Source organism: Rheinheimera muenzenbergensis, assembly GCF_036984005.1.
GTDB lineage: Bacteria > Pseudomonadota > Gammaproteobacteria > Enterobacterales > Alteromonadaceae > Alishewanella > Alishewanella muenzenbergensis.
In genome coordinates this window covers 230,907-246,430 of record NZ_JALAAR010000003.1, presented here as the reverse complement: position 1 = coordinate 246,430, position 15,524 = coordinate 230,907, and the positions used below count along the sequence as shown (strand labels likewise).

General features: G+C 51.8%; 14 protein-coding genes. 10 read left to right on the top strand and 4 right to left on the bottom strand.

Annotation, left to right across the window (positions count from 1 at the left end; genetic code table 11):
* Positions 1–110 precede the first annotated feature (110 nt).
* Entirely contained in the window at positions 111–3,191 is a 3,081-nt protein-coding gene (locus MN202_RS05100; RefSeq protein WP_335735012.1) for a TonB-dependent receptor, read from the bottom strand.
* Positions 3,192–3,471: 280 nt separating this feature from the next.
* Positions 3,472–4,362, bottom strand: coding sequence for a LysR family transcriptional regulator (locus tag MN202_RS05095; RefSeq protein WP_335735011.1), 891 nt, complete (start codon positions 4,360–4,362; stop codon positions 3,472–3,474).
* Positions 4,363–4,544: 182 nt separating this feature from the next.
* Between MN202_RS05095 and bla the strand changes: the two genes are divergently transcribed.
* Complete coding sequence (gene bla, locus MN202_RS05090; protein WP_335735010.1) at positions 4,545–5,465, top strand: subclass B3 metallo-beta-lactamase; 921 nt, start codon at positions 4,545–4,547, stop codon at positions 5,463–5,465.
* 53 nt (positions 5,466–5,518) lie between these two features.
* Here the strand turns inward: bla and MN202_RS05085 are convergent, their stop codons facing one another.
* Complete coding sequence (locus MN202_RS05085; protein WP_335735009.1) at positions 5,519–6,304, bottom strand: putative hydro-lyase; 786 nt, start codon at positions 6,302–6,304, stop codon at positions 5,519–5,521.
* 216 nt (positions 6,305–6,520) lie between these two features.
* On the opposite strand from MN202_RS05085, the gene MN202_RS05080 reads away from it, so the two are divergent.
* The 9 genes from MN202_RS05080 (at position 6,521) to chrA (ending at position 14,699) form a co-directional block, all read left to right on the top strand.
* The gene (locus MN202_RS05080; RefSeq protein WP_335735008.1) at positions 6,521–6,688 is read left to right on the top strand and encodes a YezD family protein; all 168 of its coding nucleotides are present in this window, start codon (positions 6,521–6,523) and stop codon (positions 6,686–6,688) included.
* A 68-nt stretch (positions 6,689–6,756) separates the two neighbouring features.
* Positions 6,757–7,776: a sulfate ABC transporter substrate-binding protein gene (locus tag MN202_RS05075; RefSeq protein WP_335735007.1), complete on the top strand. Its 1,020-nt coding sequence runs from the start codon at positions 6,757–6,759 to the stop codon at positions 7,774–7,776.
* Between the two features lie 58 nt (positions 7,777–7,834).
* Positions 7,835–8,671, top strand: a complete 837-nt coding sequence (gene cysT, locus MN202_RS05070; RefSeq protein ID WP_335735006.1) for a sulfate ABC transporter permease subunit CysT — start codon at positions 7,835–7,837, stop codon at positions 8,669–8,671.
* Entirely contained in the window at positions 8,668–9,549 is an 882-nt protein-coding gene (gene cysW, locus MN202_RS05065) for a sulfate ABC transporter permease subunit CysW (protein ID WP_335735005.1), read from the top strand. The genes cysT (MN202_RS05070) and cysW (MN202_RS05065) overlap by 4 nt, the downstream gene beginning before the upstream one ends.
* A gap of 39 nt (positions 9,550–9,588) precedes the next feature.
* Entirely contained in the window at positions 9,589–10,653 is a 1,065-nt protein-coding gene (locus MN202_RS05060) for a sulfate/molybdate ABC transporter ATP-binding protein (RefSeq protein WP_335735004.1), read from the top strand.
* 18 nt (positions 10,654–10,671) lie between these two features.
* Positions 10,672–11,676, top strand: a complete 1,005-nt coding sequence (gene cysP / locus MN202_RS05055) for a thiosulfate ABC transporter substrate-binding protein CysP (protein WP_335735003.1) — start codon at positions 10,672–10,674, stop codon at positions 11,674–11,676.
* Between the two features lie 2 nt (positions 11,677–11,678).
* On the top strand, positions 11,679–12,524 hold the full coding sequence (gene cysT, locus MN202_RS05050; protein ID WP_335735002.1) for a sulfate/thiosulfate ABC transporter permease CysT: 846 nt from the start codon (positions 11,679–11,681) through the stop codon (positions 12,522–12,524).
* Positions 12,521–13,351 carry a sulfate/thiosulfate ABC transporter permease CysW gene (cysW, locus tag MN202_RS05045; RefSeq protein WP_335735001.1) on the top strand — a complete coding sequence of 277 codons (831 nt, stop codon included), beginning with the start codon at positions 12,521–12,523 and terminating at the stop codon, positions 13,349–13,351. Before cysT (MN202_RS05050) ends, cysW (MN202_RS05045) begins: the two co-directional genes overlap by 4 nt.
* Positions 13,341–14,699 (top strand): chromate efflux transporter, encoded by a 1,359-nt coding sequence (gene chrA / locus MN202_RS05040; RefSeq protein WP_335735000.1) that lies wholly within the window; start codon positions 13,341–13,343, stop codon positions 14,697–14,699. Before cysW (MN202_RS05045) ends, chrA begins: the two co-directional genes overlap by 11 nt.
* Here chrA and MN202_RS05035 read toward each other — a convergent pair.
* A complete protein-coding gene (locus MN202_RS05035; protein ID WP_335734999.1) occupies positions 14,696–15,391 on the bottom strand; it encodes a hypothetical protein in 696 nt (231 codons plus the stop codon). The two genes, chrA and MN202_RS05035, sit on opposite strands and share 4 nt — an antisense overlap.
* Positions 15,392–15,524: the final 133 nt, after the last annotated feature.

Below are 15,524 nucleotides of genomic sequence, written 5' to 3'. Positions count from 1 at the left end.
TTCCTGTCTCTGTTATTACAACTTAAAGGGTAATAGCCGTAGCAAGTTGCCCGGCTATTACAGTACAACGAACAGAGCATTGCCGCCAGTTGTGCTGGCGGCAAGGGTTATCAGAAGTCGTAACGTACACCAAGCTGATAACGCGGACCTAAATCAGTCAGGTACCACAGCATGGCCTTGTTACGGGCATGCGAGCGGCTGTTCTCACCGGTCAGGTTGATGGCTTCAGCAAATACCGTCAGTTGCGGGTTGATGTCGTAACTGACGTTAACATCGATTTGCCAGTAGGCTTCTTCAAACCTGGGGTTATTCGAGCCACCTTTATTAACTTCGGCCAGGTACTTATCGCGCCAGTTCCAGGCTATTCGCGCTTGCCAGCCATCTTTCTCGTAGATACCCACCAGGTTGGCGGTATCGCTGAGACCTACCAGCGCAAACTGTGACTCACCCGGATCAGCGGTGTTAATAAAGCCGACATCGCCGCGCACTATGGTGTAGTTAGCCTGCACACCAAAACCGCTTTCGCCAAAGAAATGCTGAATAGCAAACTCGGCACCGTAAATTTTGGCTTCGCGGTTATTGTCCGGTGTACTAGTACGGAAAATAACCTCAGGATCGGCGTCGGTAGCACGTAAATCGAAGCCAGGGTTATTGGCGAGGAAGTCTATTTGTGCCTGAGTGCCGGTAAACTGCGGGTTAGCGCCAAATTCGGCAATCATATCCGGATGGTTGCGGTACTCGTTAAATACCATCATCGCATACAGGTAGGTATCATCCAGCGGGAAGCCGGCATCGCGTACATCCTGGGCGGCAGCTAAGGCCCGTGGCCCGGCGGTAACATCGCGGATACCTAACAGCGGCTGATCTACCTGACGGCTACCGATAAAGTTAATCACGTTTTTCTGGAATACGCCGGCCGACATATAACTGAACGGGTTGTAATACCACTCCAGTGACAGGTCAAAGTTGCTTGATTCCAGCGGTAATAAGCCGGGGTTAGAGGCATCAGCAACCGGCTGAGCGCCAAACAGGGTAGAACCGCCACCGCCGCCAAAGTCTGAAGCCGATACGCCTAAACTGCCCAAACCGGCGCGGGCGATGGTTTTGCTGAACGAGAAGCGGCTGATTAAGTCATCGCTCAGGTGCAGGGTGACATCCAGACTGGGTAGCAGGTAGTCGTAGTCATTTTTTGCACTGGCCGGCTCGGCTGGCAGGCTGGAATCGACATAGGCAATAATGTCGTTGTTATCTTCCCAGCTAAAATACACCGGGCTAACCAGCGAGCTGGATTTCGAGTCGGTCTTTTCATAACGCAGGCCGGTTAACACATCAAACGGCATACCACCGATATCACCTTCCAGTGCTATCTGGAAATACAGCGCCAGAGTATCTTCCTGCACGATATTGTCGTACGACAGGGAGCTTTCTACGCCGGAAGGTATACCAGGGTACAGCGCTTCAGCCGCGGTATATAAAGCGCGCGGATCGGCAATAAAGCCATAACCGCCGGGGCGGGCACTGTAGTCGTCAAACTCGCCGGGTAAGTCAAATGGCTGGATCAGATCGCCAAATTCGCCCGGGTTACCGACGTTCCAGTTACCCAGTGCAATATTGTTACCCGCGGTTTGGATGGAACGTGATTCCATCTTGCGCATCTCCAGGCCAAAATCAAAGCGGCCTTCATCCAGCTGGTAACTGGCGTCGAGCTTAACCTGATCGATATTACTTTCCTGGCTGGCATTACGGATGCGGCCGATAGAGGAGCCAACATCACCCGGGTCAACCATGTTGTTAGCATTGGCGCCTTTGCCGGGAACCGTGTCGTCATACACGTTCAGGTAAGTGGGTAAGTCGGCACCCCAGAACCATTCACGCGAGGTCACGATAGGCGCACCCAGACCAACGGCCAGCTCACCTGAACCACGCGGGCCGGTGCCGCGGCTGTACAGCTCTGAGCTGTGTGCATCCAGTTGCACGGTAAAGTCGTTATTAACCCGGTATTCCAGGTTTAAACCAACCGACTTCAGCGTATTGGTTTGTTCACGCCATTGTTGCTCGTAGCCTTCATCGACGGCGCCGGCGTATATTTCCTGAATGTAAGATGGCGTTTTCACTGCATTGTTATCAAATTCAACAATACGGGTATTACTACCGGTTTGTACCCAGTTGGTAATTTCGCCGCGATGTTCTACCAGATTATTTTCGGCGAAGGTGTAATCGGCGGTAGCGGTAAAGTTGTCGTTCGGGCGGAACTGTAATGTAAGCTGGGCATTGTCGCGGGTACGTTCGGTATTGGAGAACGCATAGCGGATATCATTAGGCCGGGTATACAGCTGGCCCTGCGCTGGCGCATTAACGACCTGGGTATTGGCGTTGTTCCACAGCCGATCGGCATCGGCAATGTCGTCCCAGTAATCGACCTGCCAGTCGTTAACGGTGGCGCCGGTATAGCCGGAATCACGCTGCTGATGGCTGGCGGAGATACTGACACCAAATTTACCATTCTCCAGCACATGGCTGAATATGCCGGAAATTTCCGGTGTGACATCATCTCCGGCGCGGTTGGTGGTGTCATGCACGGCTTTAACACCAACACTGGCGACTGTTTCTCCGGTATCCATTGGCCGGGCGGTTTTGACGTTTAACGTAGCGCCAATGCCGCCGGTCGCGATATTGGCCTTACCGGTTTTGTACACTTCAACGGCGCGGATACTTTCCGAGGCCAGGTTGGAGAAATCGAACGCGCGGGCGCTGCCGCCGCGGGTGGTGCCATCAGCACCTGAGCCGGCACCATAAGTGGTGGCAGAGGGCATGGTACGGCCATTTAGCGTTACCATATTGTTGTCGCCACCAAAGCCGCGAACGGTGACTTCAGAACCTTCGCCATTATTGCGGCTGATCGACACACCGGTAATGCGCTGCAGTGACTCGGCCAGGTTGGTATCCGGGAATTTACCTATGTCCTCGGCGGAAATGGCATCTACCACCCCCATTGAATTACGTTTAATTGACGCGGCTTCCTGCATACTGGAGCGTACGCCACGTACCATAATAACTTCTACCGCTTCCACTTCGGTCGGCTCCTGGCTGGGTGCCTGTTGCGCATACAACGGCATACTGGCGGCACCACCAAGCAGTAAAGACACGGCTTTGGCCAGTGCTGTTCTGCGAAAGGTTTTCCTGTTATCCATTTTCTCTGCATCCCCTCGTGATTTGTTATAAGTCTTTCAAAGCAAATCATCGGCCAGTAATACAGTGACAAATGCACTGGATAAGCGCTGCCGACATATTCGTTTGTGCAGGTGCTGACTGTAGCGGCGTCCTGCACTTACCTGCCGAATAGCCAACCCCGACCTCCATTGTAGTAATGTTGTCAGTTGGGGGAAGTTGCCAAAATGCGTTACCTTTTTGCTTTTTTTATTAACTGGTAACACAGCTGGCATAAACTCAGCTGCGACAGGCGCTGCAGCCTTATGCCGCGCTGTGGTTTTTGGCTAAGGCGATAAAACGTTGAATGTGCTGGTTTAGTTTTTCCTGCTTACGGTAGCCAACATAAATATGCTTATGAATACCCGCATCGCCTAGCCGGATAAGGGCAATGGGCAGGCTGTTGGCGTATTCCAGTGCCAGCCACTTAGGCATAGCGGCCACGCCGCGGTTAGCCGCCACCATTTGCAGAATAATGTCGGTGGCTTCCAGTGTTTTATGCACCTTAGGCATACATTGCGCCGGCAGCAAAAATTGCTGAAATATATCCAGCCGTGCCGTTTCTACCGGATAGGTCAGCAGGGTTTGATCACTTAGTTGCGGTGGGCTGATGGTTGCCATTGCAGACAGCGGGTTTTGCTGGCCAACCACCAGCACCAGCTCATACGGAAACACCGCTTCAAATTCAATGCGCGCTTTGTTGATGGGATCCGGTGTGATCAATAAATCAATATCGTAGTTAAACAGCGCGGCCATACCACCAAACTGAAACCGCTGTTTTACGTCGATATCGACACCGGGCGATTGCGCCAAAAAAGGCTGTACGACTTTAAGTAACCACTGATAACAGGGGTGGCACTCCATGCCCACCAGCAAGCTGCCTTTTTCGTTACCGGCAAACTGGCGCAGGGTTTCGTCCAGGCGCTCAAACTGCGGCAACAGCCGGTTAGCCTGTTCCAGCAGGTAATTACCGGCTTCAGTCAGGCGGATGCGGCGGCCATCTTTTAACCACAGGCTGGTACCGGCCTGATGCTCCAGTTTTTTTATACTATGGCTTAGCGCCGATTGGGTCAGGTTTAACCGGCCGGCTGCCGCTGTCAGCGAGCCACTGCGGCTGATTTCGCGCAAAATACTCAGGTGAATTTTTTCAATCATGGGCTTGCCTATGAATAGTGTTCATTAAATGGTAAAAATATACCATTATTAATCATAGTTTTGGCTATTTGTATAGGGTGTGAGTAAACGTAAAATGCCACGGCAGCTGATCGCCATTCACCAGGCATTCATTGCTATATCGGTAAAAAGTCTGCCACCGTTTTATTCTTAGGGACTAACTAATGCGCTTACTACGACTTTCCATTTCCAGCATGCTGGCCACGGTAACGCTAATCACAGGTTACCAGGCTGCCCCGGTGTATGCCGCAGAGTCGGAGCCAGCTGCACCGGCAACAGCCTGGGTAAACAGCTGTAGCGATTGGGATGATTGGGACAAAGCCGGGCCGCCATACCGTATTTATGGCAACAGTTATTATGTGGGTACCTGCGGTATTAGCGCGATTTTAATTACCGGTGCTAACGGCCATATTCTGATTGACGGTGCTACCGCAGCCGGTGCTGATGTGATTGCTGCCAATATCCGTGCGTTGGGTTTTGCGCTGACCGATATCAAACTGCTGCTGCAAAGCCATGAGCATTTTGACCATGTTGCCGGCTTAGCCAAGCTGCAACAACTCAGCGGGGCAAGGTTGTTGGCCTCTGCCGCTGCGGCACCGGTGCTGGCCAGCGGCGTGGTTAATGCTGCTGATCCGCAGGCGGGTATGCATCAGCCATTTCCTGCTGCGCGGGTGGATGGCGAGGTAAAAGAGGGCGAGGCGGTGACGTTAGGGTCGCTTAGCCTGCTGCCGGTTGCAACGCCGGGCCATACGCCGGGCGCTTTAAGCTGGCAATGGACCAGCTGTGAGGCCGAGCAGTGTCAGGTGTTGGTGTATGCCGACAGCTTATCGCCGGTGAGCAGCGACAGTTATCGCTTTAGCGAGCATCTTAGCTACCTGAATGCCTACCGGGCCGGGCTTAGCAAACTGGCTAAACTGGACTGCCAGATCCTGCTGACGCCGCATCCGTCAGCCAGCAATATGCGCACACGGCTGCAAAGCGAAAGCGGTTTATCCGATGATAAAGGCTGCGAAATCTATGCTGGTCAGGTGACACAACGGCTGGAGCAGCGGTTGCATAAAGAGCAGCAACCCGCTGGCCAATAACAAATTGGCTTGTACACCGATAACACCCTATGTTGCGTTATCGGTGCAGCAAGTTAAAACACTGACAACTTGCTGTTGGCCAAGTCGGTTATCAACATATGGCCGGGGCTGTGGGTAATGCAAAAGTCCACGCCGGCATTGGCTATCGCCACTTGTGGCGTAACGCCACAGGCCCAGAATACCGGTACTTCGCCGGGTTTTATTGTTACCGCATCGCCAAAATCCGGCTTGTTAATATCATTAATACCAATAGCGGCCGGATCACCAAAGTGCACCGGCGCGCCATGTACCTGCGGGAAGCGTGAGCAGATCTGAATAGCGCGTATCGCATCGGCCGGTAGCATCGGCCGCATGCTGACCACCATACCGCCGAGGAAAACACCAGCCGGGGTGCAGCCAATATTGGTGCGGTACATCGGCACATTAACCTTTTCTGTGATATTGCGAATTTCCAGGCCGTCGGCCAGTAATGACTCTTCAAACGAGAATGAGCAACCAATTAAAAAGGTGACTAAATCATCGCGCCAGATCTCCCGCACGTCCGTTAGCTCGTCAGTCAGTTTACCGTGCTTAAATACACGGTACTTTGGTAAATCGCTGCGGATATCCAGATCTTTCGCCAAAGATGGCATGTCGATAGCGCCCGGTGTGGCCGCCATACCCAGTAACGGGCAGGGTTTGGGATTAAAGTGGCAAAACTGCAGAAAATCGGCGGCGTACTGCCTGGGCAGTATTGCCATATTGGCCTGGACAAAACCCGGCGCAAAACCCGAGGTATTGCCACTAAAGGCACCACTGCGACACTGTTGGCGTAACTGGTAAGGGGTTAGCACTGACATAAATCACTCCGGGCAGATTAACTAATAAAGCCAGTGTACTGCAGCTGCTGCCGATTAAACAGTGCGCTGCGATAGGTTGAAGCGATGAAAAGTCACAACAGGCATGCCCGAGTCTTATATTTCATTTTGATATAGATAATCATAATTTGCTATTTATTGGTTATTTGAAGTTCTGTATATGATGGCTCTGTCAACCGCTGCGTTAAGGAGCACACCATGACAGTAAACGATGACGCCAAAGATGCACTACCGCAACTCTTGGTATTACTGGAACGGTTGGTGGGCCAGATTGAGTTTGGTTCGGTCGAGCTGATTTTCCACCATGGTAAATTAGTACAACTGGAAAAAAACGAGAAGTTAAGGCTGGAGCATCAACCCAAATAAAGCCGCTTGCTGACCGGACGTCCGGAGGCCTTAGAAGATAATTAAAAAAATTACTAAAGGATATCGAAATGAAGATCAGCAAACTAGTGAAACAGCTTACGTTGGGTTCAGTGTTGGCTGCCAGCAGCTTTATTGCCCTGGCCAATAACAGCATTTTAAACGTGTCTTATGACCCTACCCGTGAATTTTACCGCGAGTATAATCAGCAGTTCAGCCAGTACTGGCACCAGCAGGGCCATAAAGCGCCCGATATTAAACAGTCGCATGGTGGCGCTGGCTCCCAAGCCCGTGCGGTAATTGATGGCCTGGAGGCCGACGTAGTGACACTGGCGCTGGCTTATGACATTGACGCTATTGGCAGCAAAGCCGGTTTATTACCACAAAACTGGCAAAGCCGGTTGCCGAATAACAGCTCACCCTACACCTCGACCATAGTGTTGCTGGTACGCAAAGGTAACCCGAAGAACATTAAAAACTGGGATGATTTAGTCCGCCCGGATGTTGAGGTTATTACCCCTAACCCGAAAACCTCCGGCGGTGCGCGCTGGAATTATCTGGCGGCCTGGGGCTATGCGCTTAAGCAGTATGGCTCGGAAGACAAAGCCTACGACTTTATTGAAAAACTGTATAAAAACGTGCCGGTGCTGGACTCGGGCGCCCGTGGTGCCACCAACACCTTCGTACAGCGCGGCATTGGCGATGTGTTTATTGCCTGGGAAAACGAAGCCTTTTTATCAGTAGAACAACTGGGCAAAGGCCAGTTTGAAATAGTGGTGCCCAGCATCAGTATCCTGGCTGAGCCACCGGTGACCATTGTCGACAAAAACGTTGACCGCAAAGGTACCCGTAAACTGGCAGAGGCGTATTTGCAGCAACTGTATACCGATGCGTCACAACATCTGGCGGCGAAGCATTACTACCGGCCATCTAATCCCGCTATCGCGGCACAGTACAGTGACAAATTCCCGCAGGTAAACCTGTTTAAAATTGATGAGGTGTTTGGTGGCTGGCAACAGGCACAGCAAAAGCACTTTAACGATGGCGGTGTATTTGACAAGGTACTAGCCGCGGTTGCCAACAGCCGTTAACAGTAAGTTGGCGCTGCGTATGCAGCGCCTGTAGCCACCCGAAAACGCGGAGCTGAATATGACAACGGTAGTTGCCAGACGAGTGATCCCCGGCTTTGGTTTAACGCTGGGGTTTTCAGTGTTTTACTTAAGCTTGTTGTTTTTGTTACCGGTAGCCGGTTTGCTGATTTTCACCTTGCAAATGAGCTGGCAGGATTTTTGGCAGGCTATCAGCCACCCGCAGGTAGTCGCCTCTTACAAGCTATCGTTTGGCGCGTCACTGGCTGGTGCGACCATTAATGCCGTGTTTGGCAGCCTGACGGCCTGGGTGCTGGTACGTTACCGCTTTCCCGGCAAAAAAGTTGTCGATGCGCTGGTCGATTTACCCTTTGCCTTGCCCACAGCCGTCGCCGGTATTGCGCTGGTAACACTGTATTCCACCACTGGCTGGGTCGGGCAATACCTGCAAGTGTGGGGTATTCGTATTGCCTACTCGGAAATTGGCGTAGTTATCGCGCTGACCTATATCGGCCTGCCGTTTGTCGTACGTACTGTGCAGCCGGTACTGGCCGACTTTGAAAAAGAGCTGGAAGAAGCCTCGGCCAGTTTAGGCGCAAGCCGTTTTACCACGATACGTCGGGTAATACTGCCTGCGCTATTGCCGGCACTGCTAACCGGTTATGCGCTGGCGTTTGCCCGGGCTTTGGGTGAATACGGCTCGGTAATTTTTATCTCCGGCAATTTACCTTACCGCACTGAAATAACGCCGCTTTTGATCGTGGCCAAAGCTGAGCAGTATGACTACCACGGCGCCGCTGCTATTGGCGTAGTGATGTTAGTCGCGGCATTTTTGCTGTTGTTGCTGATTAACGGCCTGCAGTGGTGGACCAATAAACGCAATGGCGGTGCGCTATGACAGACGCTGTAATAAATAATGAAGCCGGGTTGCCAACGGCAGTGGCTGCAGTAAAGGCCACCACTGAACCACGCTGGGTGCGCTACAGCTTAATCAGCATTGTGCTGGTTTTTTTAAGCCTGTTTTTAGTGCTGCCATTGTCAGTAGTGCTATACGGCGCTTTTGAAGCCGGGCTTAAGGTGTGGTGGCAGGCGGTTACCGAGCCCGATGCGGTGGCAGCTATTAAGCTTACCTTGTTTGTGCTGGTGATTGTGGTGCCATTAAATGCGGTATTTGGCGTGGCGATTGCCTGGGCAGTGGCTAAGTTTGAGTTTCGTGGCAAAACCCTGCTAGTGTCAATTATTGATATGCCGTTTGCCATATCGCCGGTGGTGGTGGGGCTGATTTTTGTCATCTTCTTCGGTAGCCATGGCTGGTTAGGCCCCTGGCTGCAACAGCATGATATTAAAATTATTTTCGCCGTGCCTGGCATCGTGATTGTGATTTTGTTCGGCACCTTGCCTTTTGTCGCACGCGAGCTTATTCCGCTAATGCAGCAACAAGGCAAAGAAGAGGAAGAAGCGTCACTAACGCTGGGCGCCAGTGGCTGGAAAACCTTTTGGTACGTAACGCTGCCAAACATTAAATGGGGCCTGATCTACGGTGTGGTGCTGTGTAATGCCCGCGCCATGGGCGAGTTTGGCGCGGTTGCGGTGGTGTCGGGCCGTATTCGCGGTGAAACCAATACCATGCCGCTGCACATAGAGGTGTTGTACAACGAATATATGTTTACCGCCGCCTTTGCGGTGTCATCGTTGTTAACCGGGTTGGCGCTGGTGACCATAGTGATTAAAAGCTACGTCGAATACAAAGACGAGCGCAAACATAAAACCGCCTGAGTGACCACAGAGCGCAGTATTTAGACAGGATTTGATGTTATGAGTATCAGTATTGAGCAGGTAAACAAGCGCTTTGGTGACTTTGTCGCCGTCGATAACGTTAACCTGGCGATTAAAACCGGCGAGCTGACCGCGCTGTTGGGGCCGTCCGGCTCGGGCAAAACCACCTTGCTGCGCATTATTGCCGGGCTGGAGCAAGCCGACAGTGGTCGCATTCATTTTAATAATGAAGACATTACCGGCCAGCATGTGTCTGAGCGTGGCGTGGGCTTTGTATTTCAGCACTATGCGCTGTTTAAACATATGACAGTGTTTGAAAATGTGGCCTATGGCTTAACGGTAAAGCCAAAAAAATTCCGGCCGAACAAAGCCGAAATTGCCAGAAAAGTGAATAACCTGCTGCAATTGGTGCAACTGGACTGGACGGCAGATCGCTACCCGGCGCAGTTATCCGGCGGTCAGCGTCAGCGTATTGCGCTGGCGCGTGCCTTAGCGGTAGAGCCCAAAGTATTGCTGCTGGATGAACCCTTTGGCGCACTGGATGCCAAGGTGCGGGCCGAGCTGCGCCGCTGGCTGCGCCGTTTGCATGACGAAATTCATGTTACCAGTGTCTTTGTCACCCACGATCAGGAAGAGGCGCTGGAAGTGGCCGACCGCATAGTGGTCATGAACAAGGGCGCCATCGAGCAGGATGGCACGCCGGAGCAAGTATACGACAACCCGGCTAACCCCTTTGTGTATGAATTTTTAGGTAATGTAAATTTGTTCCATGCCCGGGTAAAGCAGGGCCAGACTACCATTGGCAGCGTTAAGCTGGCGTCACCGGAGCACAATAATGGCGACGAGCAGGACGGCTTTGCTTATGTGCGGCCGCATGAAATTGACATCTTTAAAGCACCGGTCAGTGATAGTTTAAAAGTGACGCTGGATTTGGTCACCATAGTTGGCCCCGTGGCGCGGCTGGAAGTATTAACCGATATCGACCAGCAGCTTATTCATATTGAATTACCCAAAGAGCAGTTTAAACAATTGCAGCTGGCACAAGGCGATATCGCCTGGATCCAGCCGCGTTACAGCAAAGTCTTCCTCGGTGAAGGCATTTAATTTAAAGGAATAACCAAAATGCAGATAACAAGAAAATTGACTCTGGTATTGCTGGCGGCAACGCTGGCGGCACCGGCAACAGCGAAAGAGTTATTAAACAGCAGCTATGATGTGGCGCGTGAACTGTTCGCTGAAATTAACCCACTGTTTATCGAGCACTGGCAAAAGCAAACCGGTGAAACGCTCACCATTAACCAGTCGCATGGTGGGTCTTCGCGGCAGGCCCAAGCCATATTACAGGGCTTAAAAGCTGATGTGGTCACCTTTAACCAAAGTACTGATATTGATGTGCTACACAACAAAGGCCAGTTATTGCCGGAAAACTGGCGCGACCGCCTGGCCAACAATTCGTCGCCGTACTACTCGACGATGGCGTTTCTGGTACGTAAGGGTAACCCCAAAGGCATTAAGCAATGGCAAGACCTGGCTAACGACGGTGTCGGGCTGGTATTTCCTAACCCGAAAACATCAGGTAATGCGCGTTATACCTATGTTGCTGCCTATGGCGATGCGTTACGCCGGTTTAATAATGATGATGGCAAAGCGCAAAGCTGGTTAAAGGGCTTACTTGGTAACGTAGTGGTGTTCGACACCGGTGGCCGCGGTGCCACTACATCTTTTGTTGAACGCGGTTTAGGTGATGTACTGATCACCTTTGAATCTGAAGTTAACGGCATTATCAGCAAGTTTCCTGAGCAACAGTTTGAACGCGTCGTGCCGCCAACCAACGTACTGGCTGAGTTTCCGGTGGCCTGGATTGACAAGAATGTGCAGCGCAACGGCACTGCCGTGCAAGCCAAAGCCTATCTGGAGTTTTTGTATACTAAGCCGGCGCAGCAGGTATTAGCGCGCCAGTTTTACCGCGTACATCAGCCAGACGTGGTAGCGGCAACCGCCGGGCAGTTTCCTGCTACCGAATTATTTACTGTTGAAGAGGTGTTTGGCAGTTGGGAAAAGGTACAACAAACCCATTTTGTTAGTGGCGGTGTACTTGATCAATTGTTGGCCGACATTAAACGCTAGCCGTGGCCTTTTACCGCAGCGATAACAGCAAACGCGTGCTACCCGGCTTTAGTATCAGCCTGGGTAGCAGTTTGTTTTTTATCAGTTTGGTTATTCTGTTGCCAATCACCGGCCTGGTGGTGCAGGTAGCCGGTTTAAGCTTGGCGCAGTATTGGGCGATTATCAGTGACCCGCGCGTGGTAGCCTCTTACAAAGTTACCGCCTCAGCAGCTGCCGTGGCCAGTGTGTTTAATTTGTTTTTCGGCCTGTTAATGGCCTGGATTTTAACCCGTTACCGCTTCCCGGGCAGGGTACTGCTCGATGGCCTGATGGACTTACCCTTTGCGCTGCCTACTGCCGTGGCAGGGTTAACCTTAGCGGCAGTGTTTTCCACTCAGGGTTGGTTTGGCCAGTATTTGGCGTTGTGGGATCTTAAAGTGTCTTACACCTGGCTGGGTATTGTGGTGGCAATGACCTTTACCAGTGTGCCTTTTGTGGTGCGCACGGTACAGCCGGTACTGGAAGAATTTGGTCCCGAATACGAAGAAGCCTCGGCAACGCTGGGGGCCAGCCCCTTACAAACCTTTTTTAAAGTGATACTGCCGGAAATAAAGCCGGCATTGCTGACCGGTACGGCACTCGCGTTCACCCGCAGTTTGGGGGAGTTTGGTGCGGTGATTTTTATCGCCGGTAATTTGCCGTGGCAAACCGAAGTGACCTCACTGATGATTTTTGTCCGCTTGCAGGAATTTGACTATGCGGCAGCAGCAGCGATAGCCAGTGTGGTGTTGCTGGTGTCGTTAGTGTTGCTGTTTGTCATTAACGGCATGCAACAGCGTTATCAACATATTACCGGTGGGCCCAAATGAGCCAAACATCATTAAATAGCCGCCAGCGCTGGCTGCGGCCGCTATTAATCAGCAGCGGGGTGGTGTTAACCCTGTTGTTGTTAGTGGTGCCGCTGATTTTTATTTTTATTGCGGCATTTTCAGCCGGTGTTGGTGGCGTCTGGCAAAACCTGACCGAGCCGGATATGCTGCATGCGATTGGCCTGACCTTGCTGGTGGCTGGCTTAACAGTGCCGATAAATTTGATTTTCGGCACCCTTATCGCCTGGTGTGTTACGCGCTTTAGCTTTCCCGGCAGGCAGCTATTGCTGACGCTGATTGATATTCCGTTTGCCGTGTCGCCGGTAGTGGCCGGTTTATTGTATCTGTTGCTGTATGGCAGCAACGGGCCCTTTGCCAACCTGCTGGATCAACACGATATACAACTGATGTTCGCCTGGCCGGGCCTGGTGATGGTAACGGTATTTGTCTCCTGCCCCTTTGTGGTACGCGAGTTGGTGCCGCTGATGTCAACTCTGGGCACCGAACAGGAAGAAGCTGCAGTGTTACTCGGCGCCAGTGGCTGGCAGGTGTTTTGGCACATTACCTTACCTAACATCCGCTGGGCGCTGTTGTACGGCGTTATTTTAACCAATGCCCGCGCTGTGGGCGAGTTTGGCGCCGTGTCGGTGGTTTCCGGTACCATACGTGGCCAAACCAATACCCTGCCTTTACATATTGAGCTATTGCAACAAGACTACAACACGGCTGGTGCTTTTATTGCAGCGGCACTACTTACCTTAATTGCTATTGCCACCTTAGTGGTTAAAGCGTTTTTACAGTGGAAACTGGCCCGCGATGAACAATAAGCAACCTTTATCAGAGACACCTGTTACCGTTGGTCTGCGCGAGGCATTTTTATACTGGCTAAAGCTGGGTTTTATCAGCTTTGGCGGCCCGGCCGGGCAGCTGAGTATGATGCATCAGGAACTGGTAGATAAGCGCCGCTGGATCTCTGAAGCGCGTTTTTTGCATGCGCTGAATTACTGCATGTTATTACCGGGGCCTGAGGCGCAGCAACTGGCAACCTATATCGGCTGGCTATTGCATGGTGCTAAAGGGGCTTTAATCGCTGGCCTGCTGTTTATTTTGCCGTCGTTTTTTATCCTCAGCCTGCTGGCCTGGCTATATATGGCGCATGGTGATGTACCGCTGGTACAAGGCCTGTTGTATGGGGTAAAGCCGGCGGTAACGGCCATAGTGCTGTTTGCCGCCTGGCGTATCGGTAAAAAAACCTTACATACTACCGCGCTTAAACTGCTGGCACTGGCCGCGTTAATTGCCATAGCCTGGCTGCAGCTGCCTTTTCCTTATATTGTGGCGGCGGCCGCTGTAATCGGCTTAGTGCTAATGCGCTGGTGGCCGGCGCAGTTAAAAGTGCCGCCAGTGTCGCATGGCAGTGGCAACGCTCACGCTGCTCCAGCCGATGCCGTAATAAACGACAACACGGCATTACCCAAGTGGCAGCTATTTAGCTGGCGCAAATTGGTTTTGGGCATAGCACTGGGGCTGACCATTTGGGCCTTATCTCTCGGGGTGTTGGTTATGCTGTATGGCTGGCATAGCCCGCAAGCGCAGTTGGGCTGGTTTTTTACCAAGGCCGCACTGCTAACCTTTGGTGGCGCTTATGCGGTGTTACCTTATGTGTACCAGGGCGCGGTAGAGCACTACAGTTGGCTGACTGCGCTGCAAATGATCGATGCGCTGGCGCTGGGTGAAAGCACGCCCGGGCCTTTGATTATGGTGGTGACTTTCGTTGGCTTTATTGCCGGCTGGACGGAGCAATTGTTCGGCCCAAACATGCTGCCGCTGGCCGGTATGCTGGCGGCCGCCATTGTCACCTTTTTTACCTTTTTGCCGTCCTTCCTGTTTATTTTAGTTGGCGCGCCGCTGGTAGAGCGCAGCCGAAAACAAGCCGCCTTTACCGCCCCGCTCACCGCCATTACCGCGGCAGTGGTAGGTGTTATTGTTAATCTGGCACTGTTTTTTGGCTATCACGTATTGTGGCCGCAAGGGCTTAGCGCCAGCCTGGATTGGATTGCCTTACTGCTGGGCATCGCCGCCGGCATAGCATTGTTTCGCTATCAACAAAGCATTTTGCGGGTGCTGTTGGTTGCGGCATTAATGGGGGCGCTGTTAAATCTCAGCCTGTTTTAACTGGCCACCCCCAGCGGTGTCGCTGCACGTTGTCTGGCGCGCTCGCTACGCAAAATACTTAACGGTTGTGGCGCTTGCCAGTGGTGAATATTGATGCCGCGCAACAGTGCGCCTTGCGCTAACAATCGCTGTTGAAGTTGTTCAAGCTCTGATAGCAGCTCATGCGTTAAATTTAACTGCAATTGTTGCAGCAGGTTGTCTCCGTATAGTCGTTTTAATTGTACGCTGTTTTTTCCGGTCTGTTGTTGTAACAGCGAAGCGCTTGTCTCTGATTGCAGGCGTGTCAACAGCGGCACATCCAGTAACGGGTCCATTATTCTTAAAACCAGCTCGGGATAATCATGACAGAAGTCTACGTCTACAGTTAATGCTTGTAACTCCCCATTAGCTAACCGGCTTAAACCCAGCAAGTATGTATCAGCACCATTGGCTTTGGCTTGTAGCGCCAATATGGCGCTGTCCTGACAAAAAAAACCATATAGCCGGTGTTGGCTGCCAGCATTTTTTATTTCAGGTTCTGAAAAGCTCGCTAACGACAGTAAGGTTAGGGGTTCATTACTAAACTGCTTTGTCAAAGCGCCAGACACCACCGCGAGCCCCAATGCTGACGGATGATTGCTGTATTGATACCAAATGGCGGCAGGATAGCGGTTTTTGTTCCTGGCGTGCTGCCGGATGTGATGGGCTGACATAAATTTTTAACCAGTTTGTTATTTAGTATGCTGTAAATAGCAGCTAATGTGCCAAACTTAAATCTAAATTAACTTTATGATTTTATATAACTTATTTTCATGCGGATAACTTTGTTACCGCAATAGATGTTGT